A 22,606-nucleotide genomic window follows, 5' to 3' on the forward strand; every position below is an offset into this window, starting at 1 on the left:
TACCCACTTTGAAGTAAGGTACTGGTATGGAAGTAAGTGTGGACGGAGTCAGGCGGACCGTCGTGGTCGACGCGATGTGCCCCGAGCGGCGCGTCCTGGAGCACGTCACCAGCCGCTGGGGCGTGCTCATCCTCATCGCCCTGCTGGAGCGCTCGTACCGCTTCGGCGAGCTGCGCCGGGCGGTCGGCGGGGTCAGCGAGAAGATGCTCACCCAGACCCTCCAGACCCTGGAGCGCGACGGCCTCGTGCACCGCGACGCCCAACCCGTGATCCCGCCGCGCGTCGACTACAGCCTCACCGCCCTCGGCCGCGAGGCCGCCGAGCAGGTCGCCGCGCTGGCGCAGTGGACCGAGCGCCGGCTCCCCGCCGTCCAGGAGGCCCGCGCGCGTTACGACACGGTGCGCGGGGCGTCCCAATGAGGTTGTAGCCCGGGCGAGTTGATCCCCGGGGCCGTACGATCTCCTTCACCGACCGGGGGATCGTGTGAGCGACCGTGGGGGAATCGTGAGGGACACAGGCGGAAAGGTGCTGCGCACCGGAGCCGTGGTGGTGGCGAGCGTGGCGCTCCTGGCGGGCTGTTCGTCGGGAGGCGGGGGGGACGACGGGGGCGACGGGAAAGCGCCACGGAAGACCCCGGCCGCGAGCACGACCGCCGCCCCGAGCCCTTCGCGCACCGCTCTCGACTTCACCGTGAACCCGAAGCGCGTGCCGAAGAACGTCGCCGAGGCCCGGCGTCTGGCACTGGCGATCGTGGCGGGGCCGGAATCGTGGGGGCCCGGCTACGTCAAGCGCAACCCCTACCTCAGCGCCCCGGACTCCTGGCCGGTCCTCGACGCGAACTGCGCGTGGGAGGTCGAGACGCCGCCCGCCTCCGTCCTGGCCAGCGTCACCGCGTACAGCGAGATCCCGGCCGCCGACGGCAAGGGGCCGCTGCGGGTCGCCGCGACCGTCACCATCCACCGCACCGAGTCCGACGCCGACTGGGAGATGGCGGAGACCCTGGAAGAGGCGCTGCGCTGCCCCGACCAGCAACTGCGCGAGGGCGAACGCATCACCGGCCTCGGGTCCCTCGGCATGCCCTACGGCACCTCCGGCAACGCCCATTCGACCGACTCCCTCTCCGAGCAGGGCACGTACCTGAACGACGCCTTCAAGGGCGGGCAGCCCTACAGCTGGTACGAGGCCCGCATCGGGCAGGTCACCGTCGCCACCGTGGTCAAGGGAGCCCCCGGCCGTACCAAGGACGTGACCTCCGTCCTGACCCAGGCCCAGGTCACCATGGAAGAACGTGTCAGGAAGCAGATGGGAGCCGCGTCATGAGCTCGACGCCTCAGCCCGCAGGCGGCACCGACCCCGCCGGCCTCCAGCCGCTCCTCCCCTCCGACCCCTCCGCCCTCGCCGGCTACCGGCTCCTCGGCCGCCTCGGCGCCGGCGGCATGGGTGTCGTCTACCTCGGCCGCACCGACACCGGCGCGCTCGCCGCCGTCAAGGTGACCCACGCCGACCAGGCCGACCAGCCCGACTTCCGAGCCCGTTTCCGCCGCGAGGTCGAGGCCGCCCGCCGGGTCGTCAGCCCCTGGGCCGTCCCCGTGACCGGCGCCGACCCCGACGCGCCCGAGCCGTGGATGGCGACCGCCTTCGTGGCGGGTCCCTCCCTCGGCGAGGCGGTCCGCGCGCACGGACCGCTGCCCGAGCGGAGCGTACGGATCCTCGGCGGCGCCGTCGCCCGCGCGCTCGCCGCCGTGCACGCGACCGGGATCGTCCACCGGGACGTGAAGCCGGGCAACGTCCTGCTCGCGGCCGACGGGCCTCGGCTGATCGACTTCGGCATCGCCCGCACGACCGGGGAGACCGGTCTCACCTCGGTCGACATGGTCGTCGGCACCCCCGGATTCCTCGCCCCCGAGCAGGCCGAGGCCCGCGCCGCCGAGATCGGCCCCGCCTCCGACGTCTTCGCCCTCGGCTGCCTCCTGGCCTTCGCGGCCACCGGACGACCGCCCTTCGGCACCGGCACCCTGGACGCGCTGCTGTACCGGACCGTCCACGACGAGCCCGACCTCGACGGCGTACCGGACCCGCTGCTCGACCTCGTACGGCAGTGCCTCGCCAAGGAGCCGGCCGCACGCCCCACCGCCGAGCAGGTCGCCGACCGGCTGACCGAGGACACCCCCGGAGACGCGGCCGACTGGCTGCCGGCACCCGTCGTCACCACGATCGCGGTCCGCTCGGCGGCCATGCTGGCGCTCCCCGACATCGACCCGACAGCGCCCGGAACCGACCCGGCCGCCCCAGCCGCATCCAGTCGGCGCGGCTTCCTGGCACTCGGCGCAGGTGCCGCCGTACTCGCCGCGGGCGGCGGTGCGTTCGCCCTGTGGAACTCACGGCGCGACGGCGCCGACGACGCGAAGGCCCCGGCGCCGAAGGCCCGCAACACCTGGAGCATCGGCGTCCTCGCCGACCTGTCCGGCCCCGCCCAGGAGATCGGCCGGGCCCAGGAGCGCGGCGCCCGGCTCGCCGTCGAGCGCTTCAACGCCGTGCACAAGGGCAAGCCCTTCACCCTGGAACTCAAGGTCGCCGACGACCGCGGGGACCGCGCCGGCGCCTTCGCCGTCGCCCGCCGGCTCACCTCCGACCCCTCCGTGATCGCCGTCCTCGGCCCCACCTCCGACGACACCGGCATCGCCGCGCTTCCCGCCTTCGAGGAGGCCGGCGTGCCGCTGCTCACCACCTCGGCGGGCTACAACCTCTTCACCCTGCGCGGGGAGTCCGGCCCCCCGAACACGACGGTGCTGCGCGCCATCCCGAGCCACTTCATGGCGGGCGCCTTCCTCGCCTGGTCCACCACGCTGCTGCCGCAGGTCCGCCGTCCGGGCATCCTCCAGGAACGCACCGACGACCAGTACGGCTGGCAGTACGTCAGAGGCGCCCGCTTCGGTTTCGACCAGGCCGGTCTCAAGCCGCACTTCCGGGTGATCCCCGGCCAGGCCACCGACTACCGCCGGGTCATCGGCGAGATGATCGACGCCGGCATCGACACCTACATCCACTGCGGTGTCCGGTCCACGGCCGTGCTCGCGGCACGCGCCTTGAACGAACTCGGTTTCACCGGGCCCCGGTTCACCGGCCAGCACGTCTTCGGATCGCGATTCCTGAAGGAGGCCGGGAGCGCCGCCGAGGGCTGGTTCGTCTGTGCCCCCGTCGTCGACCCCGTCCAGCGGGCCGCCGACGCCAAGCTGAAGCCCGCCGACCGCAAGGTCACCCAGGACTTCCTCGACGCCTACCGCAAGCGCTACGGCACCACCCCGGACTTCTACTCCGGCGAGTCCTTCGACGTGGTCGAGCTGGTCACGTCCTGGCTCTCCGCGAACGCCGCCAAGGGCCCGCTCACCCGCAAGGGCCTGTGGCAGGCGCTGCGCAAGCAGAAGTACGAGCACGGGGCCATGGGCGGCTACCAGTTCGACGACCACGGCGAACTCAGGGGCGTGGGCACCTTCATCTACGGCGTGCAGAAGGGGGCCTACAAGTTCATCAGCGCCGCCCCGGCCGAGCCCCAGAACAAGAAGAGCTGACGGTGCAGCGACTCAGGAAGGCCGACCCGTCCGTCATCGCGGGCTACCGGCTGCTCGGGCGGCTCGGCACCGGCGGCATGGGCGTCGTCTACCTCGCCCGGTCCGCCGGCGGCGCGCTCGCCGCGCTCAAGCTGATCCGCGCCGAGCACGCCGCCGACCCCGGCTTCCGCGAACGCTTCCGCCGCGAGGCGCGGGCCGCCGAACAGATCACCGGCCGGTGGGTCGTCCGGGTCCTCGGCGCCGACCCGGAGGCCCGCGAACCGTGGCTGGCCACCGAGTTCGTGCCCGGACCCTCGCTCGCCGAGGCCGTCGCCCTGTGCGGCGCGCTGCCCGAGCCGACCGTACGGGCCCTCGGCACACGGCTCGCCGACGCCCTCGCCGACATGCACGGCGCCGGGCTCGTCCACCGCGACGTGAAGCCCGGCAACGTCCTCCTCGCCCTCGACGGGCCCCGGCTCATCGACTTCGGCATCGCCCGGGCCGACGGCGCCACCGCGCTCACCGCCACCGACGCGATGATCGGAACCCCCGGCTTCCTCGCCCCCGAGCAGGCCCGCTTCCTGGGTGCGGGCGAAGTCGGCCCGCCCAGCGACGTGTTCTCGCTCGGCTGCGTCCTCGCGTACGCGCTGACCGGCCGCCGCCCCTTCGGCACGGGCGCGGTGGCCGCGGTCGTCTACCGCACCGTCCACGAGGAGCCCGACCTCGACGGCCTGCCCGCACCGCTGCTGCCCCTGGTCGAGGCCTGCCTCACCAAGGACGCCGGCGGCCGGCCGAGCGCCGCCGAGGTGCGGGACGCGCTCGGTCCGTACGAGGGGCCGGCGGCGGGCGACTGGCTGCCGCCGGGCCTGCCCGCGCTGATCGCCCAGCGCTCCTCGCGGGTCCTGGACCTGCCGGTCGCCGAACCGACCCTGTTCGACCCGGGGGAGCCGCAGGGGACTTCCCGGCGCCGCTTCCTGGTCCTCGCCGGAGCCGGAGCCGGGGCCGTGGCCGGCACGGGCGGCCTCGCCGCCTGGCTGCTCTCCCGTGACCGGGCCACCGGGGCGGGGGCCGGCGCGAGCACGGGGGCGAAGAGAGCGGCGTACACGCTCGGCGTGCTGACCGACCTCAGCGGCTCCGGCAGGGCGGACGGAAACACGCAGGAACGCGGGATGCGCCTCGCCATGGAGACCTTCAACGCCCGCGCGGACCGGCCCTTCGACCTGGTGCTCAAGGTGACGGACGACGGCGGTGACCCGAAGCGGACCGCCGCCGGGGCCCGGGCCCTGCTGAAGGATCCGAACCTGGTGGCCGTGTTCGGCCCGACCACCCCCGACACGGCCGTCTCCGCGGCGGAGGCGCTGGTCAACGCGAAGGTGCCGGTGCTGAGCGTGGTGGCGTCCGTTCCCGCCGGGACGACGATCCGGGGCCAGACGCCGGACCTGCGCACGTACTTCGAGGTACGGCCCCCCGCCCAGGCGATGATCGTGCCCTTCGGCCGCTACCTCACCGATCACCGCCGGGACCGCACCGCCGTCATCGAGGACCAGGCAGCCGGCGCCTACGCGTGGCTCGCCGCCCAGAGCCTGCGGCAGTCGCCTCCCGCGGGCGGCACGGTCACCGTGCACCAGGTCGCGGCGGACGACGACGACTTCGGCCCGGCGGTCCGGGCCGCGCTCGCCACCTCCCCGACGGGCGTGATGTACGTGGGAAACTCGCCGCGCCGGGCCGCCGGGTGCGCCAAGGCACTGCGGCAGCAGGGGTACCAGGGGCCGCGTGGAAGCGTCGAGGGCGCGTTCGGTCCTGAGTTCCTCGCCCTGGCGGGTCCGGCAGCCGAGGGCTGGTACTTCGGGGCGGGCTACACCGATCCCGACACGGTCCCGACTGCGAAGGCGTTCGCGGCCGCGTACCGGAGGCGCTGGAAGCTCGCGGCCACGGACCAGATCGACCGGTTCGCCGTGGAGTCGTACGACGTCCTGTTCTGGACGGGGCAGGTGCTGCGCACCGCCCTCACGAGGAACGCGGACCGTCCGGTCGAGGCGATGGCCACCGTGTTCATGAAGAACGACCGGGTGTACCGCGGCGTGGCCAAGTCCTACGACTCCAGGTCCAACGACGCCGCGCCTCCCTCGCTCGAGGGGTGGGCGACCCTCTGGAAGGTCACATCCGGCCGTCCTCGCTGCCTGGGTCCCTTCGCGGCCGCGGCGAAACGCGGCTGACCGCGGACCAGGACGGTCCGCGGTCAGCGGGCGGCGCGGCCGGACGCTCCGTCAGCCGACGACCGTCCACGTGTCGTTGCCCGCGAGGAGCTGGCCCAGGTCGCCCTTGCCCTGCTGCTCCACGGCCTTCTCCAGCTGGTCCGCCATCAGCGTGTCGTACACCGGCCGCTCCACGGACCGGAACACCCCGATGGGCGTCTGGTGCAGGGTGTCGGGGTCGGCGAGGCGGGAGAGGGCGAAGGCGGTCGTGGGGGAGGCGGAGTGGGCGTCGTGGACGAGGATCCGCTCCTCGTTCTCCGGGGTCACGGTCACGACCCGGAGGTCGCCCGTGGCCGGGTCGCGGACGACGCCCTTGTCGAGCGCGGCGCCGAAGCGGATCGGCTGCCCGTGCTCCAGGCGGATCACCGCCTCCTTGGCCTGCTCGTTGTCCTTCAGGACCTCGAAGGCGCCGTCGTTGAAGATGTTGCAGTTCTGGTAGATCTCCACCAGGGCCGTGCCGTTGTGGTCGGCGGCCTGACGCAGCACCTCGGTGAGGTGCTTGCGGTCGGAGTCCACCGTGCGCGCCACGAAACTGGCCTCGGCGCCGATCGCCAGCGACACCGGGTTGAAGGGCGCGTCGAGGGAGCCCATCGGCGTCGACTTGGTGATCTTGCCGAGCTCCGAGGTGGGGCTGTACTGGCCCTTCGTCAGACCGTAGATCCGGTTGTTGAAGAGCAGGATCTTCAGGTTGACGTTGCGGCGCAGCGCGTGGATCAGGTGGTTGCCGCCGATGGACAGCGCGTCGCCGTCACCCGTGACGACCCACACCGACAGGTCGCGACGCGAGGTCGCGAGGCCGGTCGCGATGGCCGGGGCGCGGCCGTGGATCGAGTGCATCCCGTACGTGTTCATGTAGTACGGGAAGCGGGACGAGCAGCCGATGCCGGAGACGAAGACGATGTTCTCGCGCGCGAGTCCGAGCTCCGGCATGAAGCCCTGGACGGCGGCGAGCACGGCGTAGTCGCCGCAGCCGGGGCACCAGCGGACCTCCTGGTCGGACTTGAAGTCCTTCATCGACTGGGCGGCCTCGGTCTTGGGCACCAGGTGCAGCAGCGACTCACTCATCGATGACCTCCTTGAGAGCGGCGGCGAGCTGCTCGGCCTTGAACGGCATGCCGTTGACCTGGGTGTGGCTGCGGGCGTCCACGAGATAGCGGGCCCGGACGAGGGTGGCGAGCTGGCCCAGGTTCATCTCGGGCACCACCACCTTCTCGTAGCGCTTGAGCACCTCGCCGAGGTTCTTCGGGAAGGGGTTGAGGTGGCGCAGGTGGGCCTGCGCGATGGGGCGGCCGGCCACCCGGAGCCGCCGCACGGCCGCCGTGATCGGGCCGTACGTGGAGCCCCAGCCGAGGACCAGGGTGCTCGCGCCGTCCGGGTCGTCGACCTCGATGTCCGGCACCTCGATGCCGTCGATCTTGGCCTGCCGGGTGCGCACCATGAACTCGTGGTTGGCGGGGTCGTAGCTGATGTTGCCGGTGCCGTCCTGCTTCTCGATGCCGCCGATGCGGTGTTCGAGACCGGGGGTGCCGGGCACGGCCCAGGGCCGGGCGAGGGTCTCCGGGTCGCGCTTGTACGGCCAGAAGACCTCGGTGCCGTCGGCCAGCGTGTGGTTCGGGCCGGTGGCGAAGGCCGTGGTCAGGTCGGGGAGTTCCGCGACGTCCGGGATGCGCCAGGGCTCGGAGCCGTTGGCCAGGTAGCCGTCGGAGAGCAGGAAGACCGGGGTGCGGTAGGCGAGCGCGATCCGGGCCGCGTCGACCGCCGCGTCGAAGCAGTCGGCGGGCGTCTTCGGGGCGACGATCGGCACCGGGGCCTCGCCGTTGCGCCCGTACATGGCCTGCAGGAGGTCGGCCTGCTCGGTCTTGGTGGGCAGACCGGTGGACGGGCCGCCGCGCTGGATGTCGACGATGAGCAGCGGCAGTTCGAGCGAGACGGCCAGGCCGATGGTCTCGGACTTGAGCGCCACACCGGGGCCGGAGGTCGTGGTCACGGCCAGCGAGCCGCCGAAGGCGGCGCCGAGCGCGGCGCCGATGCCGGCGATCTCGTCCTCGGCCTGGAAGGTGCGCACGCCGAAGTTCTTGTGCCGGGACAGCTCGTGGAGGATGTCCGAGGCCGGGGTGATCGGGTACGAGCCGAGGTAGAGCGGCAGGTCCGCCTGACGGGCGGCGGCGATCAGACCGTACGAGAGGGCCAGGTTCCCGGAGATGTTGCGGTACGTGCCGGTGGGGAAGGCCCGGGTCGCCGGGGCGACCTCGTAGGAGACGGCGAAGTCCTCGGTGGTCTCGCCGAAGTTCCAGCCGGCCCGGAACGCGGCCACGTTCGCTTCGGCGATCTGCGGCTTCTTCGCGAACTTCTGGCGCAGGAAGGTCTCGGTGCCCTCGGTGGGCCGGTGGTACATCCAGGAGAGCAGCCCGAGCGCGAACATGTTCTTGGAGCGCTCGGCCTCCTTCCGGGACAGGCCGAACTCCTTCAGCGCCTCGACCGTCAGGGTGGTCAGCGGCACCGGGTGGACCCGGTAGGCGTCGAGCGAGCCGTCCTCCAGGGGGGAGGTCGCGTACCCCACCTTGGCCATCGCGCGCTTGGCGAACTCGTCCGTGTTGACGATGATCTCGCCGCCGCGCGGCACGTCCCCGATGTTGGCCTTCAGCGCGGCCGGGTTCATCGCGACCAGGACGTTCGGAGCGTCGCCCGGGGTCAGGATGTCGTGGTCGGCGAAGTGCAACTGGAACGAGGAGACGCCCGGCAGGGTGCCGGCGGGGGCCCGGATCTCCGCGGGGAAGTTCGGCAGCGTGGAGAGGTCGTTCCCGAACGACGCCGTCTCCGAGGTGAACCGGTCACCCGTGAGCTGCATGCCGTCACCCGAGTCACCCGCGAAGCGGATGATGACCCGGTCGAGCCGGCGGACTTCCTTGGCGGGTCCGTGGTCGGCCGTCGCCGGGGCGCTGCGCTGCTCCCCGACCAGGGCCTCACCGGCCTCGCTACTGACCTGGCTGGTCACTGAACTGGACCTCCCTCGCGGCAGGGGTTCTCTACTCCGCAGGGGCGGAGAAGGCTCGGAGGACGACCGGCCGACCGGTCGTCCCGTGGCCCACCCTACGTCCGTGGGGGAGTCCCTCCCGGCACTTCTCGCATGGTGGACGCTGTTTTGAGACGCCTGGGACGCCCTTTTCTCATCAATTGTCGCGCTCCGTGAGCCCTCGGGTCCACCGAGGGTCACGCTCCGTCCATTGTCGGTCACGCGGTGGCGTATGCCGACATCTGACAGGGTGTCAGGTAATCAGGAGTTGAGATAGGTCAGCACCGCGAGTACCCGGCGGTGATCCCCGTCACTCGGCGAGAGGCCCAGCTTCATGAAGATGTTGCTGATGTGCTTCTCCACCGCGCCGTCGCTCACCACCAGCTGGCGGGCAATGGCCGAATTCGTACGACCCTCCGCCATCAGCCCCAGCACCTCGCGTTCCCGGGGCGTCAGCGCCGCCAGCACGTCCTGCTTGCGGCTCCGGCCCAGCAGCTGCGCCACCACCTCGGGATCCAGCGCCGTGCCGCCCCGGGCCACCCGCACCACCGCGTCCACGAACTCGCGGACCTCCGCGACCCGGTCCTTCAGCAGATAGCCGACGCCCACGCTGGAGCCGGCCAGCAGCTCCGTGGCGTACTGCTCCTCCACGTACTGCGACAGCACCAGCACCCCGATCCCCGGGTACTCCTTGCGCAGCCGAACCGCCGCCCGTACGCCCTCGTCCGTGTGCGTCGGCGGCATCCGCACGTCCGCCACGACCACGTCCGGCAGCGCCCCTTCGGCCGCCAGATCGGACACCGTCTTCACCAGCGCCTCGCCGTCACCCACCCCGGCCACGACCTCGTGCCCCAGGTCGGTGAGGAGCCGGGTCAGACCTTCACGGAGCAGCACCGAATCCTCGGCGATGACCACCCGTACCGCTTCCGTGCCCTTGTCCGTCACGGCCCTGCCTTTCTGCCTGAGCTGAGAGCTCCTCAGCATCGCAAGCATCGCAGCAGAAGGGACGCGAGAGGGGGCGCGGGGGTTCAACCCGGGTCGCGGGAAGCGGCAGGGGCGGGGTGCGGACGTCACGCCCGCCAGGGCAGCTCCGCCGTGACCGTCGTCGGGCCGCCCGCGGGGGAGTCCACCGCCAGGACGCCGTCGACCGCGTCCAGCCGCTCCGCGAGGCCCGCCAGGCCCCGCCCCTCCACCGGCGCCGCGCCGCCCGCGCCGTCGTCGCGGACCTGGAGCATCAGCCGGTCCCCGGTCCGCCACACCTCCACCCAGGCCTGCCGGGCCCGGGAGTGCTTGGAGACGTTCTGGAGGAGTTCGGAGACCGTGAAGTACGCGATGCCCTCGATCGCCGCGGCCGGGCGGGCCGGCAGCTCGACCTCCACCGTCACCGGGACGGTGCAGCGGGCGGCGATCGCGGACAGGGCGGCGTCGAGGCCGCGGTCGGTGAGGACGGCCGGGTGGATGCCCCGGGCCAGGTCGCGCAGCTCCTGGAGCGCCAGCTTCACCTCGCCGTGCGCCTCGTCGACCATCGCCGCCGCGGCCAGCGGATCGTGCGCCAGCTTCTCCTTCGCCAGGCCCAGGTCCATCGCCAGGGACACCAGCCGGGCCTGCGCCCCGTCGTGCAGGTCCCGCTCGATGCGGCGCAGGTCGGCGGCGGCCGTGTCCACCATCACGCCCCGGTCCGACTCCAGCTCCGACACCCGCGAGGCCAGCCGGGACGGCCCGAGCAGCCCCGACACCATCAGCCGGTCCACCGCCACCAGCCCCCGCAGGACCCACGGCCCGACCATCACGAACAGCAGGCCCACCAGGCAGGTGAAGGCGATCTCGAAGCCCGAGTCCAGGTAGAAGGAGTGCGTGTCGTCCCCGTACAGCTGGAGCCCGGCCTGACCCGCGTACATCGGGAAGACCCACTGCCACAGCGGATAGGTGAACAGGCTCCAGCCCGTGGTCCACAGCACGAGCGACACGACGAAGGAGAAGACGGCCCACGGCATGTGCAGCAGCGCGTAGAGCAGGTGTCGCCAGGACGCCCCGCTCTTCAGCATCGCCCCCATCCACGACAGCGCCCCGCCGGTCCGGCCGCGCACCGGCTCCGGCGCTCCCACGTCCAGCCGCAGCAGCCCCCGCGCCCGCGCCCGCTCCACGGCCCCGAAGCCCCGGCACATCGCGAGCGTGCCGGCCAGCACCGGAATGCCCAGGAAGGTGATGAGCAGTCCGGCCCCGGCCGAGAAGAAGGCCACGGCGAAGCAGAAGTAGACGACGCTCAGCGGAAAGCCGAGCAGGACGTAGCCGAACGCGCGCCAGGTGCGTCCTTCGAACGGCGCGCGGACGGCGGCGGGCAGACGGGGGGAGGCCATCGGGAGGGTCCGTTTCTCACGCGGGGTCGGTGGGTGCTTCCAGCCTCCCGGGAAAGGAGGGGTCGGGACCATGAGGAGGGTCGGCGTCCGGAGAGGGGGGTTTTCCCTACCGGGCGGCCGCCGGCGGGTAGGTCGACCGGCTACCGGCCGCCCGCCGGCGCCCGGTCACGCCACGGCAGTTCCGCCGTCACCACCGTCGGGCCGCCCTCCGGCGAGTCCACGACGAAGAGCCCGTCGACCGCGCCGAGCCGCTCCGCGAGCCCCGCCATGCCCGTACCGCCGCCGTCCAGGCGCGCACCGCCCACGCCGTCGTCGCGGACCTGGATCATCAGCCGGTCCTCGGCCCGCCACACCTCCACCGAGGCCGAACGGGCCCGGGAGTGCTTGGAGACGTTCTGGAGGAGTTCGGAGACCGTGAAGTACGCGATGCCCTCGATCGCCTCGGCCGGCCGGGCCGACAGGTCGACGCCCACCTTGACCGGGACGGTGCAGCGGGCGGCGATCGCGGACAGGGCCGCGTCGAGGCCGCGGTCGGTGAGGACGGCCGGGTGGATGCCCCGGGCCAGGTCGCGCAGCTCCTGGAGCGCCAGCTTCACCTCGCCGTGCGCCTCGCCGACCATCGCCGCCGCCGCGTCCGGGTCGTCGAGCAGCTTCTCCTTCGCGAGCCCCAGCCCCATCGCGAGCGCCACCAGACGCGCCTGCGCGCCGTCGTGCAGGTCGCGCTCGATGCGGCGCAGATCGGCGGCCGCGGTGTCCACCACGACCCCCCGGTCCGACTCCAGCTCGGCGATCCGCCGCTCCAGCTCGTCCGAGGGCGACAGCAGCCCGCGGACCATGGCCCGGTCGACGTTGCCGAGCCCACGGGCCAGGAACGGCAGCACCGGCCACAGCACGAACAGCGACACCAGCGTCACCGTGAACGTCACGATGCCCCACGGCAGCCGGACGAAGCCGTACAGCTGGCTCCGCCACGCCACCGGGTCCTTCAGCTGCGCCCACAGCCACCCGAAGAAGCCCTGCCGCCGCGGCAGCCGGCTCGGCTCCTCGACCCGCACGCCCAGCAGCGCCCGGGCCCGCGCCCGCTCCGACCGCGCCATGCCGCGCGCCCCGGCGAGACCGAGCGCGAGCAGCGGCAGGCCGATCACGGTCACGGCGAGCCCCACACCGAGCGCGATCGTCACGACGGCGTACACGAAACCGGCCACAGCGCAGGGCAGATCGGCGAGGAGGTGCGCGACCTCCTTCCAGGTGTACCGGTCGTACGCGAGACGCGCGGGCGGCGGAGGCGGGCCGGCGTCGGTGTCGGTGGCGGTGTGGTCACTCATGAGGACAAGGCTCCCAAGAGGGGGCCCGGACACGCCATGGGGGAGGTCGGTGAAGGAGAGGGGGGATAACCCCACCCGGAGCCGCCCCACGACCCCGCCCCGGACTGCTTACGGTCTCTTTAGCAGGGCCTAGACTCGCGTGCGTAAAACAAACCGGATGAGACAACGAGACCGAGGGGCGGACGTGCGGGAACCGACCGTTGTTGTCGCGGCGGACTACTTTCAGACGTACTCCGTCGTCGGGCTGCTGGCCGTCGTCGGCGTGCTCTTCGTCGCCGTCGCCTTCGGCGCGGGCCGGCTGCTGCGGCCCGTCGTGCCGACCCCCGAGAAGCTGCTGACGTACGAGTGCGGCGTCGACCCGGTCGGCGAGGGCTGGGCCCACACCCAGGTCCGCTACTACGTCTACGCCTTCCTCTACGTCATCTTCGCGGTCGACTCGATCTTCCTGTTCCCCTGGGCCACGGTCTTCGCCGCGCCCGGGTACGGAGCGACGACGCTGGTCGAGATGTTCATCTTCCTCGGCTTCCTGGCCGTGGGACTGCTCTACGCGTACAAGAAGGGCGTCCTGGCATGGACGTAACACCCCTGCCGGCTCCCACGCTGGGCCCGCTCGCCCGCCTGGCCCCCGAGCCGATGAAGGTGGTCCTGAACTGGGGCCGCCGCTACAGCCTGTGGGTCTTCAACTTCGGCCTCGCCTGTTGCGCGATCGAGTTCATCGCCGCGTCGATGGCCCGCCACGACTTCATCCGCCTCGGTGTGATCCCCTTCGCGCCGGGCCCGCGCCAGGCCGACCTGATGATCGTCTCCGGCACGGTCACGGACAAGATGGCGCCCGCGGTGAAGCGCCTGTACGAGCAGATGCCGGAGCCCAAGTACGTCATCTCCTTCGGCGCCTGCTCGAACTGCGGCGGGCCGTACTGGGACTCGTACTCGGTCACCAAGGGCGTCGACCAGATCATCCCGGTCGACGTCTACGTACCGGGCTGCCCGCCGCGCCCGGAAGCCCTCCTCCAGGGCATCCTCAAGCTGCAGGAGAAGATCGCGCGCGAGAGCCTCGGCGAGCGCTACGGCGCCGGCGCGCCCTCCGTCGGGCAGCTCACGAGCGGCCTCGTGCAGCCCCCGAAGCCGGGAGCGACGGAATGACGCAGGACCGGAACGCCTACGACACCCTCCCGGACGCCGTCACGGAGCTCTTCGGCGAGGAGGCGACGGCGGAGCGGGCCTACGACCTGCTGACCGTCGACGTCCCGACGGCCTCGTGGATCGCCGCGCTGGAGATCGCCCGCGACAAGCTGGGCTGCACCTACTTCGACTGGCTCAGCGCGGTCGACGAGCCGGGCACGGGCTTCCGCGTCTGCGCGCACGTGGCCTCGCTCGGCACCGGCCACGTCCGCCGCCTCCTGCTCCGTACGACGGTCCCGCACGCGGCCCCCTCCCTGCCGTCCGCCGTGGCGGTGTACGCGGGGGCGGGCTGGCACGAGCGCGAGACGTACGAGATGTTCGGCGTGACCTTCACGGACCACCCGCACCTGGTCCACCTGCTCCTCCCGGAGAACTTCGAGGGCCACCCCCTCCGCAAGGACTTCGTCCTCGCCGCCCGGGTGGCCAAGGCCTGGCCCGGCGCCAAGGAGCCGGGCGAGTCGCACGACCCCAACGCGCCCAAGCGGCGCCAGATGCTCCCGCCGGGCGTCCCCGACCCCAACGAGTGGGGCCCCCTGAAGGGCCAGCTCCCCGCGGCCCCGGCCCGCCCGGCCCGCGCGGCCGCCGGCGACCGCCCGGTCCGCCGCACCCGGACGGCGGCCGAGGGCTCGGCGACCCAGCCGGACCCGTCGGCCCCGGTCCGCCGGTCCCGCTCGGTCTCGGAGGGCTCGGCGAGCCAGGCGGGCCAGGAGGGCCAGGCGAGCCAGGCGGGCCAGGTGGATCCGTCGGCTCCGGTACGGCGGTCCCGGTCGGCGTCGGAGGGTTCGGCGAGCCAGGCGAGCCAGGCGGGCCAGGTGGATCCGTCGGCTCCGGTACGGCGGTCCCGGTCGGCGTCGGAGGGTTCGGCGAGCCAGGCGAGCCAGGCGGGCCAGGTGGATCCGTCGGCTCCGGTACGGCGGTCCCGGTCGGCGTCGGAGGGTTCGGCGAGCCAGGCGAGCCAGGCGGGCCAGGCGGACCCGTCCGCCCCGGTCCGCCGCTCCCGCAGCGCGAGCGCGGGCTCGGCGAGCCAGCGCGCGCAGCCTCCGGCACCCGCCGAGGCGCCCGCCGCCCCGGCGGCGCCCGAGGCGCAGGAGAAGCCCGCGCCCCGCACCCGCAGCGCGGACGCCCCGTGGCACCACGCCCGCCCGGCGTTCGACGAGAAGCCCGGGGCCGACGAGGACCCGGGCCCGAAGGACGAGGCTCCGAGCGAGCCGGCTCCGAAGGACCAGGCTCCGAAGGACGAGGCTCCGACGGACCAGGCTCCGACGGACCAGGCTCCGAAGGACGAGGCCGCCGACGAGCAGGCTCCGAAGGCGCAGGCTCCGAAGGCGCAGGCTCCGAAGGCGCAGGCTCCGGACGAGCCGCCCGCCGATCCCCACGACACCCCCGCCGGAGGCGATCCCGCGTGAACGACGTACTCGACGTCGCCCTCCGCCTGCTCATCGTCTTCGCGGTCTTCCTCGTGCTGCCGCTCGTCGTCGGGCAGACGGAGCACAAGGTCATGGCCCACATGCAGGGCCGCCTCGGCCCCATGTACGCGGGCGGCTTCCACGGCTGGGCGCAGCTCGTCGCGGACGGGGTGAAGTTCGCGCAGAAGGAGGACGTCGTCCCGGCCGCGGCCGACCGGCGGGTCTTCCAGCTCGCGCCGGCCGTCGCGCTCCTGCCGTACCTGCTCGTGCTCGTCGCGATCCCCATCGGGCCGAGCGGGGGCGCCGTCGGCCAGGTCGTCGACGCGGGCATCTTCTTCGTGCTCGCGGTGATGGGCGTCGGCGTGCTCGGCAGCCTCATGGCGGGCTGGGCCTCGGCCAACAAGTTCTCGTTGCTCGGCGGTCTCCGTACCGCCGCCCAGCTGCTCGCGTACGAGCTGCCGATGCTGCTCGCCGCCGCGTCCGTCGCGATGGCGGCCGGCACGGTCTCCCTGCCCGGCATCCTGAACGCCTTCGAGTGGTGGTGGGTGCCCTGGCAGATCGTCGGCGCGCTCGTCTTCTTCACCGCGGGCCTCGCGGAGCTCCAGCGCCCGCCGTTCGACATGCCGGTCGCGGACTCGGAGATCATCTTCGGCGCGTACACGGAGTACACCGGTCTCCGCTTCGCGCTGTTCCTGCTCGCCGAGTACGCGGGCATCGTCGTCCTGTGCGGTCTGACCACCGTCCTCTTCCTCGGCGGCTGGCACGGCCCGTTCGGCGCCGACGGCCTCGGCTGGGTCTGGACCCTGCTCAAGACCGCCGTCCTGGCCTTCGTCGTGATCTGGCTGCGCGTCTCGTACCCCCGGCTCCGCGAGGACCAGCTCCAGAAGCTGGCCTGGACGACCCTCGTACCGCTCGCCCTCGCGCAGATCGCGCTGACCGGCATCGTGAAGGTGGCGATCCAGTAACCATGGCTCCCCCGATCCCCGGCTCCGGCCTCGCCAAGGGCCTCGCCGTCACCCTCCGCACGATGACCCGCAAGAGCGTCACCGCGCAGTACCCGGACGCCCAGCCCGAGCTGCCGCCCCGCACCCGCGGGGTCATCGGGCTGTTCGAGGAGAACTGCACGGTCTGCATGCTGTGCGCGCGCGAGTGCCCCGACTGGTGCATCTACATCGACTCCCACAAGGAGACGGTGCCGCCCGCCGCCCCCGGTGGCCGCGAGCGCAGCCGCAACGTCCTGGACCGCTTCGCGATCGACTTCTCCCTCTGCATGTACTGCGGTATCTGCATCGAGGTGTGCCCCTTCGACGCGCTGTTCTGGTCGCCCGAGTTCGAGTACGCGGAGACCGACATCCACGAGCTGACGCACGAGCGCGACAAGCTGCGCGAGTGGATGTGGACCGTCCCGGAGCCGCCCGCGCTCGACCCGCGCGCGGAGGAGCCCAAGGAGATCGCCGCGGCCCGCAAGGCGGCCGAGAAGGCGGCGGCCCAGGCGGCGGCCCAGGCGGCCGAGGGGGAGCAGCAGTGATCCTCGCCGCCCAGAACACGCACGGCTTCCTGTCGCCCACCGGCGTCGAGATCGCCTTCGTCCTCGTCGGCCTCGTCACCGTCGGCGCGGCCCTCGTCACGGTCACCACCCGGCAGCTCGTGCACGCCGCCCTGTGGCTGGTCGTGGCGCTCGGCGGCGTCGCCGTCGAGTACCTGCTGCTGACCGCCGAGTTCATCGCCTGGGTCCAGGTGCTGATCTACGTCGGCTCGGTCGTCGTCCTCCTCCTCTTCGGGCTCATGCTCACCAAGGCCCCCATCGGCCGCTCCCCGGACTCCGACTCGGGCAACCGGCCGGTCGCCCTGGCCGTCGCCGTCGTCGCCGCGGCGGCCCTGGTCTGGGTGGTCGTGGACGCCTTCCGCACCACCTGGATCGAGCTCGACGGGCCCGGCGGGACCGGCGGGACCGTCCAGGGCTCCACCGCCGTGACCGGGGAGATCCTCTTCCGGCACTGGGTGCTGCCCTTCGAGGCGCTCTCGGTGCTGCTGCTCGCGGCCCTGGTCGGAGCGATCGTCCTGTCGAAGCGCACCAGCGAGGGGGAGCGGGACTGATGCACCTCGTCTATCCGGCGGTCCTGGCCGCCCTCCTCTTCTCCATCGGCCTGTACGGCGTGCTCGCCCGCCGCAACGCGATCCTGGTCCTGATGTCCGTCGAGCTCATGCTCAACGCCGTCAACCTCAACCTGGTCGCCTTCGACGTCTGGCTCCGGGACACCCTGCACGCCGGCCAGGCCCTCACCCTCTTCACCATCGCCATCGCCGCCGCGGAGATCGGCATCGGTCTCGCGATCGTCCTGATGGTCTACCGCAACCGCGGCACCTCGGACGTCGACCGGCTCCGCGACACCAAGGAAACGCCGTCCGAGGACGAGAAGGCCGAGGCCATCGCGTGACCACCACGACCCTCGCCGTCCTCGTCCCCCTCCTCCCCTTCCTCGGCGCCGTCGCCGGCCTCTTCCTGGGCCGCACCGCCCCCGGCTTCGTGCGCCCGCTCGCCGTGCTGCCGACGCTCGTCGCAGCCGGCCTCGCGGTCGCCGTCGCCGCCCGGCAGGGCGGCGGGAAGGCGATCGACGCCGCCACCCAGCTGACGCCCAGCGGCTCGGTCCCGATCGACCTGGCGCTGTACGTCGACGGCTTCGCCGCCCTCGTCGCCGTCCTGGTCGGCACCGTCGCCACCTGCGTGCAGGTCTACTCGACCGGCTACCTCCGCCACGACCCGCGCTACCCCTCGTACGCGGCGCTGGTCTCCCTCTTCACCTCCGCGATGCTGCTGGTCGTCTACTCCGGCGACCTGATGGTGCTCCTGGTCGGCTGGGAGATCATGGGCATCTGCTCGTACTTCCTGGTCGGGCACTACTGGGAGACCCCCGAGGCCCGCTCGGCCTCCCTGAAGGCCTTCCTCGTCACCAAGCTGGGCGACGTCCCCTTCCTGATCGGTCTCTTCGCCCTGGCCACCGACGCGGGCACCTTCCGCATCACCGGTGTCCTCGGCGCCGTCGCGAGCGGCGGCCTCGACCACCCCACCCTGATCGCGCTGCTGCTCCTCGCGGGCGTGGCCGGCAAGTCGGCCCAGTTCCCGCTGCACACCTGGCTGCCCGACGCGATGGCCGGCCCCACCCCGGTCTCCGCGCTGATCCACGCGGCGACGATGGTCGCCGCCGGCATCTACTTCGTGGCCCGGCTGCTGCCCGTCTTCGCCGAGTCGGCCGCCGCGCTCGTCGTGCTCGCCGTGATGGCCGCGGTCACCATGGTCGGCTCGGCGCTCGCCGCGCTCGCCCAGGACGACATCAAGCGGGTCCTCGCCTACTCGACGATCGGCCAGCTCGGCTACATGTCCGGCGCCCTCGCCGTCGGCGACCGCGGGGCCGCCGTCTTCCACCTCCTGGCGCACGGCGCATTCAAGGCGCTGCTGTTCCTCGCCGCGGGCGCGGTCATCCACGCCGCCGGCACCAACTCGCTCTCCGCCATGTCCCGGATGAGCGGGCTGACCAAGCGCATCCCCGACGCCTACTGGACGATGACCGTCGGCCTGCTCGCGCTCGCCGCCATCCCGCCCTTCGCCGGCTTCTTCTCCAAGGAAGCCGTCCTGGTCGCCGCCGAGCACACCGCCACCGGGGAGATGACCGTCGCCCCCGCCACGGCCGGCTGGATCGTCTTCGTCGCCGGACTGCTGACGGCGCTGCTCACCGCCGCGTACGCGATGCGCCTGTGGCTGCTCGCCTTCCGCGGCCGCGGCGCCGAGGCCCCGGACCACGGACGCCAGCCGCTCGCCATGACCACCGTCCTGTGGGTGCTCGCGATCCCCTCCCTCGGCTTCGGGCTCACCGCCGGCTACCTCGACGACTGGTTCGACGGGCACCCGCTGACCCCGACCGTCACCACGGCCGTCCTCGGCACCGGCCTCGCCGTCGTCGGCGCGGCCGTCCTGTACGCCGTCTGGCGGGCGCTCGCCCCCCAGCGCGCGGTCCCGGCCGGGACCACCGTCGCGCACCCCGACGCCGAGGGCGGCGCGGTCGAGGCGGAGGCGCTGGACCTGCCGCACCCCGCGCGGGACCCGGCCGACCCCGGCCGCGCCCTGCTCGGGCCGCTGCACCGCCCGGCCGCCGACGGCTTCCACCTGGACGCCGTCTACCGGGCCGCCTTCGTCCGCCCCGTGCTCGCCGCCGCCTCCCTGGTCCGCTTCCTGGACCGCGAGGTCGTCGACACCTACGTGCGCGGTGCGGCCGACAGCGCCAAGGGCCTCGGCTGGCTCGTCCGCCGCGCCCAGACCGGCAACGTGCAGAGCTACCTCAGCGCCCTGCTCGCCGGCTCCGTCGTCCTGGCGATCGTCGCCGTCGTCCTCGCCAACGTCGCCGGAGCGTGAGCCGTGATCGATATCAGCGAATCCGTGATGCAGTTCCTTCTCGCGTTGGTCGTCGCCGGCCCGCTGGTCGGCGCCGCCGCCGCCCTCCTGCCGGCCCCTCCCGGGCTGAAGGGGAAGTCGCCCGACCAGGCCGTGCTCCGGCACGGCGTCACCGTCACCGGCGTGATCCTGCTGGCCGCGATCGTCCTCGCACTCGGCTTCGACCACGCCCACCCGTCGAAGATGCAGGCCACGACGGACGTCAGCTGGATCCCCGCGCTCGGCGTGCGCATCCACCTCGGTGTCGACGGCATCTCGCTCCCCCTCCTGCTCCTGACCGCGCTGCTGACCTTCCTCTGCGCGCTGTACAGCTACTTCAAGATGCCTGCGGGCCCGTCACCCAAGGCATTCGTCGCGCTGCTGCTCGTCCTCGAGTCCGGCACGCTCGCGACCTTCGCCGTCCTCGACCTGGTCCTGTTCTTCCTGGCCTTCGAGATGGTCCTCATCCCGATGTACTTCCTCATCGCCCGCTGGGGCGGCGAGGGGAGGCGGGCCGCCTCCTGGAAGTTCATCCTCTACACGCTGCTCGGCTCGGTCGTGATGCTGCTGGGTCTCCTCCTCATCGGCGTGCAGGCGGGCACGTTCGACATGGTGGCACTGGCCACTGACAACGGCCGGGGCCTGACCACGTCCGTGCAGGTCGTCGCGGTTCTCGCGATCGGTCTCGGGCTCGCGGTGAAGACCCCGATGTGGCCGCTGCACAGCTGGCTCCCGGACGCCCACACCGCCGCCCCGACGGTCGGCTCGGTGCTCCTCGCCGGCGTCCTGCTGAAGATGGGCACCTACGGGTTCGTCCGCATCGTGCTCCCGATCGCCCCCGACGGCATGCGCACCTTCGCCCCGTACCTCGCCGCCTTCGCCGTCGCCGGGATCATCTACGGGTCGCTCGCCTGCCTCGCCCTCGTCCGGCCCGGCAGCAAGGGCGACCTCAAGCGCCTGATCGCCTACTCCTCCGTCGGCCACATGGGCTTCGTCCTGCTCGGCATCGCCACCATGACCCCCACCGGGGTCAACGGCGCCCTCTTCGCCAACATCGCCCACGGCCTCATCACCGGCCTGCTCTTCTTCCTGGTCGGCGCCGTCAAGGACCGCTACGGCACCGCCGACCTCGACACCCTCGCCGGGGCCACCGGCGCCGCCCTCTACGGACGCGCCCCCCGCCTCGGCGCCCTCCTCGCCTTCGCCGCCGTCGCCTCCCTCGGCCTGCCGGGACTCGCCGGGTTCTGGGGCGAGATGCTCGCCCTGTTCGGCGCCTTCGAACCGGCCGAGGGGCTCAGCCGGCCCGCCTTCCTCACCTTCATGGCGATCGGCGGCCTCGGCACCCTCCTCACCGCCGCCTACCTGCTCCTCGTCGTCCGCCGCGTCTGCATGGGCGGCCCCCGCCCGGCCGGCGAGGCCGCCATCGCCGACGTCCAGGGGTACGAGGTCGCGGCCTGGAGCCCGCTCGTCGCCCTCACCGTCCTCGCCGGACTGTGGCCCGCGGTCCTCCTCGGCCTCACCGACCCGGCCGTCCAGCGCCTGCTCGCCGGAGGAAAGTCGTGATGTCCCTCGTCCAGTCCGTCGACTGGCTCACGATCGCGCCGCCCACCCTCACCGCGGTGGTCGCCGTCGGCGTGCTCGTCGCCGACCTCTTCGTCCCCGCCGCCCGCAGGCAACTGCTCGGCTGGACCGCGGTCGGCGGCCTCGTCGCCGCCCTCGCGCTGCTCGTCCCGCTGCGCGCCGGCGACCGCTCGACCTTCTGCCTCACGCCGGACACCACCCTGCGGGCGTGCAGCTACACCGCCGACGACTTCACCGTGGTCATCCAGTTCCTGGTGCTCGGCGGCGCGCTCGTGACCGCGCTGCTGTCGCTCGCCGACACCCGCGAGAAGCTGCCCGCCGGGGAGTACTGGTTCCTGCTGCTGTCCTCCGCGGCCGGCGCCGCCCTGCTGCCCGCCGCCCGGGACCTGGCGACCCTCGTCGTCGCCCTCGAAGTGGCCTCGCTGCCCGCGTTCGCGCTGGTCGGCATGCGCCGCGGCGACCGCATGTCCAGCGAGGCGGCGCTCAAGTTCTTCCTCTCCTCGGTCACCGCGACCGCCGTGACCCTGCTCGGCGTCAGCTTCGTCTACGCGGCGACCGGCACCCTCCACCTCACCGAGGTCGCCCAGCGGCTCGGCGAGGTCCCGGGCCAGCTGCAGACCCTCGCCCAGGCGGGCGTGGTCCTCACCCTCGTCGGCTTCGCCTTCAAGACCGCCGCCGTCCCCTTCCACTTCTGGGTGCCCGACACCTACGTCGGCGCCCCGCTGCCCGTCGCCGCCTACCTGTCCGTCGTCGGCAAGGCCGTCGGCTTCACCGGCGTCATCCTGGTGACCGTCGTCGCCTTCCCCTCGTACGCGGACGTGTGGGGACCGGCGCTCGCCGCGCTGGCCGCGCTCACCATGACCGTCGGCAACGTGGCCGCCCTGCGCCAGGCCTCCACGCGCGCGTGGAGCGCGGTACGGCTGCTCGCCTGGTCCTCCGTCGCCCAGGCCGGCTACCTCCTGGTGCCGATCGCCGCCGCCGCGTACTCCAGCGACGACCAGGTCGGCGCCACCGTCGCGTACGCCCTGATGTACGCCGTCGTGAACCTGGGCGCCTTCGCCGTCGTCGTGCTCGTCGCCCGGACGCACCCCCAGGCGCGGATCTCCGACTTCCGCGGCCTGTACGCCGAGCGCCCCGGGGCCGCCCTCGCGCTCGGGTTCTTCCTGCTCAATCTGGCCGGTCTGCCCCCGGGTATCATCGGCCTCTTCGCCAAGGTGACCGTCTTCTCGGCCGCCGTCGACGCCGGCCTCGGCTGGCTCGCCGTGATCATGGGCGTCAACGTCGTGATCGCCCTCTACTACTACCTGCGGTGGACGGCGCTGCTCTTCCGGACCCCGGAGACCGCGCACGCGCCCGCGCCCGTGGCCGAGGGCGAGCCGCGCACGGCACGCGCCGGGGTCCCCACCCCCGTCACCCTGGCGGTCGCGCTGACCGCCGTCGCGGGCGTCGTCCTGTCGGGCTACCCGCAGATCGCCCTCCGCTTCGCGGCGAACAGCCTCTTCTGACCCCCCAC

Annotated in this window: 19 protein-coding genes; 14 read left to right on the forward strand and 5 right to left on the reverse strand. The window is 72.8% G+C overall.

The genetic code is table 11. From position 1 onward, the window contains the following. Positions 1 to 26: 26 nt before the first annotated feature. From OG309_RS21835 to OG309_RS21850, 4 genes are all read left to right on the forward strand, one after another. Complete coding sequence (locus tag OG309_RS21835; RefSeq protein WP_329423135.1) at positions 27 to 419, forward strand: winged helix-turn-helix transcriptional regulator; 393 nt, start codon at positions 27 to 29, stop codon at positions 417 to 419. An 85-nt stretch (positions 420 to 504) separates the two neighbouring features. Beyond that, complete coding sequence (locus OG309_RS21840) at positions 505 to 1,320, forward strand: hypothetical protein (RefSeq protein ID WP_329423136.1); 816 nt, start codon at positions 505 to 507, stop codon at positions 1,318 to 1,320. After that, positions 1,317 to 3,569, forward strand: coding sequence for a bifunctional serine/threonine-protein kinase/ABC transporter substrate-binding protein (locus tag OG309_RS21845; RefSeq protein ID WP_329423137.1), 2,253 nt, complete (start codon positions 1,317 to 1,319; stop codon positions 3,567 to 3,569). Before OG309_RS21840 ends, OG309_RS21845 begins: the two co-directional genes overlap by 4 nt. A 2-nt stretch (positions 3,570 to 3,571) precedes the next feature. Continuing rightward, on the forward strand, positions 3,572 to 5,764 hold the full coding sequence (locus tag OG309_RS21850) for a bifunctional serine/threonine-protein kinase/ABC transporter substrate-binding protein (protein WP_329423138.1): 2,193 nt from the start codon (positions 3,572 to 3,574) through the stop codon (positions 5,762 to 5,764). A 51-nt stretch (positions 5,765 to 5,815) separates the two neighbouring features. Here OG309_RS21850 and OG309_RS21855 read toward each other — a convergent pair whose 3' ends face one another. The 5 genes from OG309_RS21855 to OG309_RS21875 form a co-directional block, all read right to left on the reverse strand. Next, positions 5,816 to 6,868: a 2-oxoacid:ferredoxin oxidoreductase subunit beta gene (locus OG309_RS21855; protein WP_329423139.1), complete on the reverse strand. Its 1,053-nt coding sequence runs from the start codon at positions 6,866 to 6,868 to the stop codon at positions 5,816 to 5,818. Continuing rightward, positions 6,861 to 8,798 (reverse strand): 2-oxoacid:acceptor oxidoreductase subunit alpha, encoded by a 1,938-nt coding sequence (locus OG309_RS21860; RefSeq protein ID WP_329423140.1) that lies wholly within the window; start codon positions 8,796 to 8,798, stop codon positions 6,861 to 6,863. Before OG309_RS21860 ends, OG309_RS21855 begins: the two co-directional genes overlap by 8 nt. 279 nt (positions 8,799 to 9,077) lie before the next feature. Continuing rightward, the gene (locus OG309_RS21865; RefSeq protein ID WP_329428475.1) at positions 9,078 to 9,731 is read right to left on the reverse strand and encodes a response regulator transcription factor; all 654 of its coding nucleotides are present in this window, start codon (positions 9,729 to 9,731) and stop codon (positions 9,078 to 9,080) included. Positions 9,732 to 9,886: 155 nt separating this feature from the next. Then, positions 9,887 to 11,173 (reverse strand): sensor histidine kinase, encoded by a 1,287-nt coding sequence (locus tag OG309_RS21870; RefSeq protein WP_329423141.1) that lies wholly within the window; start codon positions 11,171 to 11,173, stop codon positions 9,887 to 9,889. Positions 11,174 to 11,313: 140 nt separating this feature from the next. Next, positions 11,314 to 12,498, reverse strand: a complete 1,185-nt coding sequence (locus tag OG309_RS21875) for a sensor histidine kinase (protein ID WP_329423142.1) — start codon at positions 12,496 to 12,498, stop codon at positions 11,314 to 11,316. 157 nt (positions 12,499 to 12,655) lie between these two features. On the opposite strand from OG309_RS21875, the gene OG309_RS21880 reads away from it, so the two are divergent. Genes OG309_RS21880 through OG309_RS21925 form a run of 10 tightly spaced genes read left to right on the forward strand, consistent with a single transcriptional unit; the run spans position 12,656 to position 22,598 of the window. Then, the gene (locus tag OG309_RS21880) at positions 12,656 to 13,078 is read left to right on the forward strand and encodes an NADH-quinone oxidoreductase subunit A (RefSeq protein ID WP_329423143.1); all 423 of its coding nucleotides are present in this window, start codon (positions 12,656 to 12,658) and stop codon (positions 13,076 to 13,078) included. Next, positions 13,069 to 13,641: an NADH-quinone oxidoreductase subunit B gene (locus tag OG309_RS21885; protein ID WP_329423144.1), complete on the forward strand. Its 573-nt coding sequence runs from the start codon at positions 13,069 to 13,071 to the stop codon at positions 13,639 to 13,641. The genes OG309_RS21880 and OG309_RS21885 overlap by 10 nt, the downstream gene beginning before the upstream one ends. Beyond that, positions 13,638 to 15,086: an NADH-quinone oxidoreductase subunit C gene (locus OG309_RS21890; protein ID WP_329423145.1), complete on the forward strand. Its 1,449-nt coding sequence runs from the start codon at positions 13,638 to 13,640 to the stop codon at positions 15,084 to 15,086. The genes OG309_RS21885 and OG309_RS21890 overlap by 4 nt, the downstream gene beginning before the upstream one ends. Then, on the forward strand, positions 15,083 to 16,051 hold the full coding sequence (locus tag OG309_RS21895; protein ID WP_329423146.1) for a complex I subunit 1/NuoH family protein: 969 nt from the start codon (positions 15,083 to 15,085) through the stop codon (positions 16,049 to 16,051). Before OG309_RS21890 ends, OG309_RS21895 begins: the two co-directional genes overlap by 4 nt. 2 nt (positions 16,052 to 16,053) lie before the next feature. Then, on the forward strand, positions 16,054 to 16,614 hold the full coding sequence (locus tag OG309_RS21900; RefSeq protein ID WP_329423147.1) for a NuoI/complex I 23 kDa subunit family protein: 561 nt from the start codon (positions 16,054 to 16,056) through the stop codon (positions 16,612 to 16,614). Beyond that, positions 16,611 to 17,183 carry an NADH-quinone oxidoreductase subunit J family protein gene (locus tag OG309_RS21905; RefSeq protein WP_329423148.1) on the forward strand — a complete coding sequence of 191 codons (573 nt, stop codon included), beginning with the start codon at positions 16,611 to 16,613 and terminating at the stop codon, positions 17,181 to 17,183. The genes OG309_RS21900 and OG309_RS21905 overlap by 4 nt, the downstream gene beginning before the upstream one ends. Next, positions 17,183 to 17,524 carry an NADH-quinone oxidoreductase subunit NuoK gene (gene nuoK, locus OG309_RS21910; protein WP_329423149.1) on the forward strand — a complete coding sequence of 114 codons (342 nt, stop codon included), beginning with the start codon at positions 17,183 to 17,185 and terminating at the stop codon, positions 17,522 to 17,524. Before OG309_RS21905 ends, nuoK begins: the two co-directional genes overlap by 1 nt. Beyond that, entirely contained in the window at positions 17,521 to 19,494 is a 1,974-nt protein-coding gene (locus tag OG309_RS21915) for an NADH-quinone oxidoreductase subunit 5 family protein (protein WP_329423150.1), read from the forward strand. The genes nuoK and OG309_RS21915 overlap by 4 nt, the downstream gene beginning before the upstream one ends. Before the next feature lie 27 nt (positions 19,495 to 19,521). Continuing rightward, positions 19,522 to 21,075 (forward strand): complex I subunit 4 family protein, encoded by a 1,554-nt coding sequence (locus tag OG309_RS21920; RefSeq protein WP_329428478.1) that lies wholly within the window; start codon positions 19,522 to 19,524, stop codon positions 21,073 to 21,075. Beyond that, positions 21,075 to 22,598, forward strand: coding sequence for an NADH-quinone oxidoreductase subunit N (locus OG309_RS21925; protein WP_329423151.1), 1,524 nt, complete (start codon positions 21,075 to 21,077; stop codon positions 22,596 to 22,598). The genes OG309_RS21920 and OG309_RS21925 overlap by 1 nt, the downstream gene beginning before the upstream one ends. The last annotated feature ends 8 nt before the right edge of the window (positions 22,599 to 22,606 follow it).

This window comes from Streptomyces sp. NBC_01268, assembly GCF_036240795.1.
Taxonomy (GTDB): Bacteria; Actinomycetota; Actinomycetes; order Streptomycetales; family Streptomycetaceae; genus Streptomyces.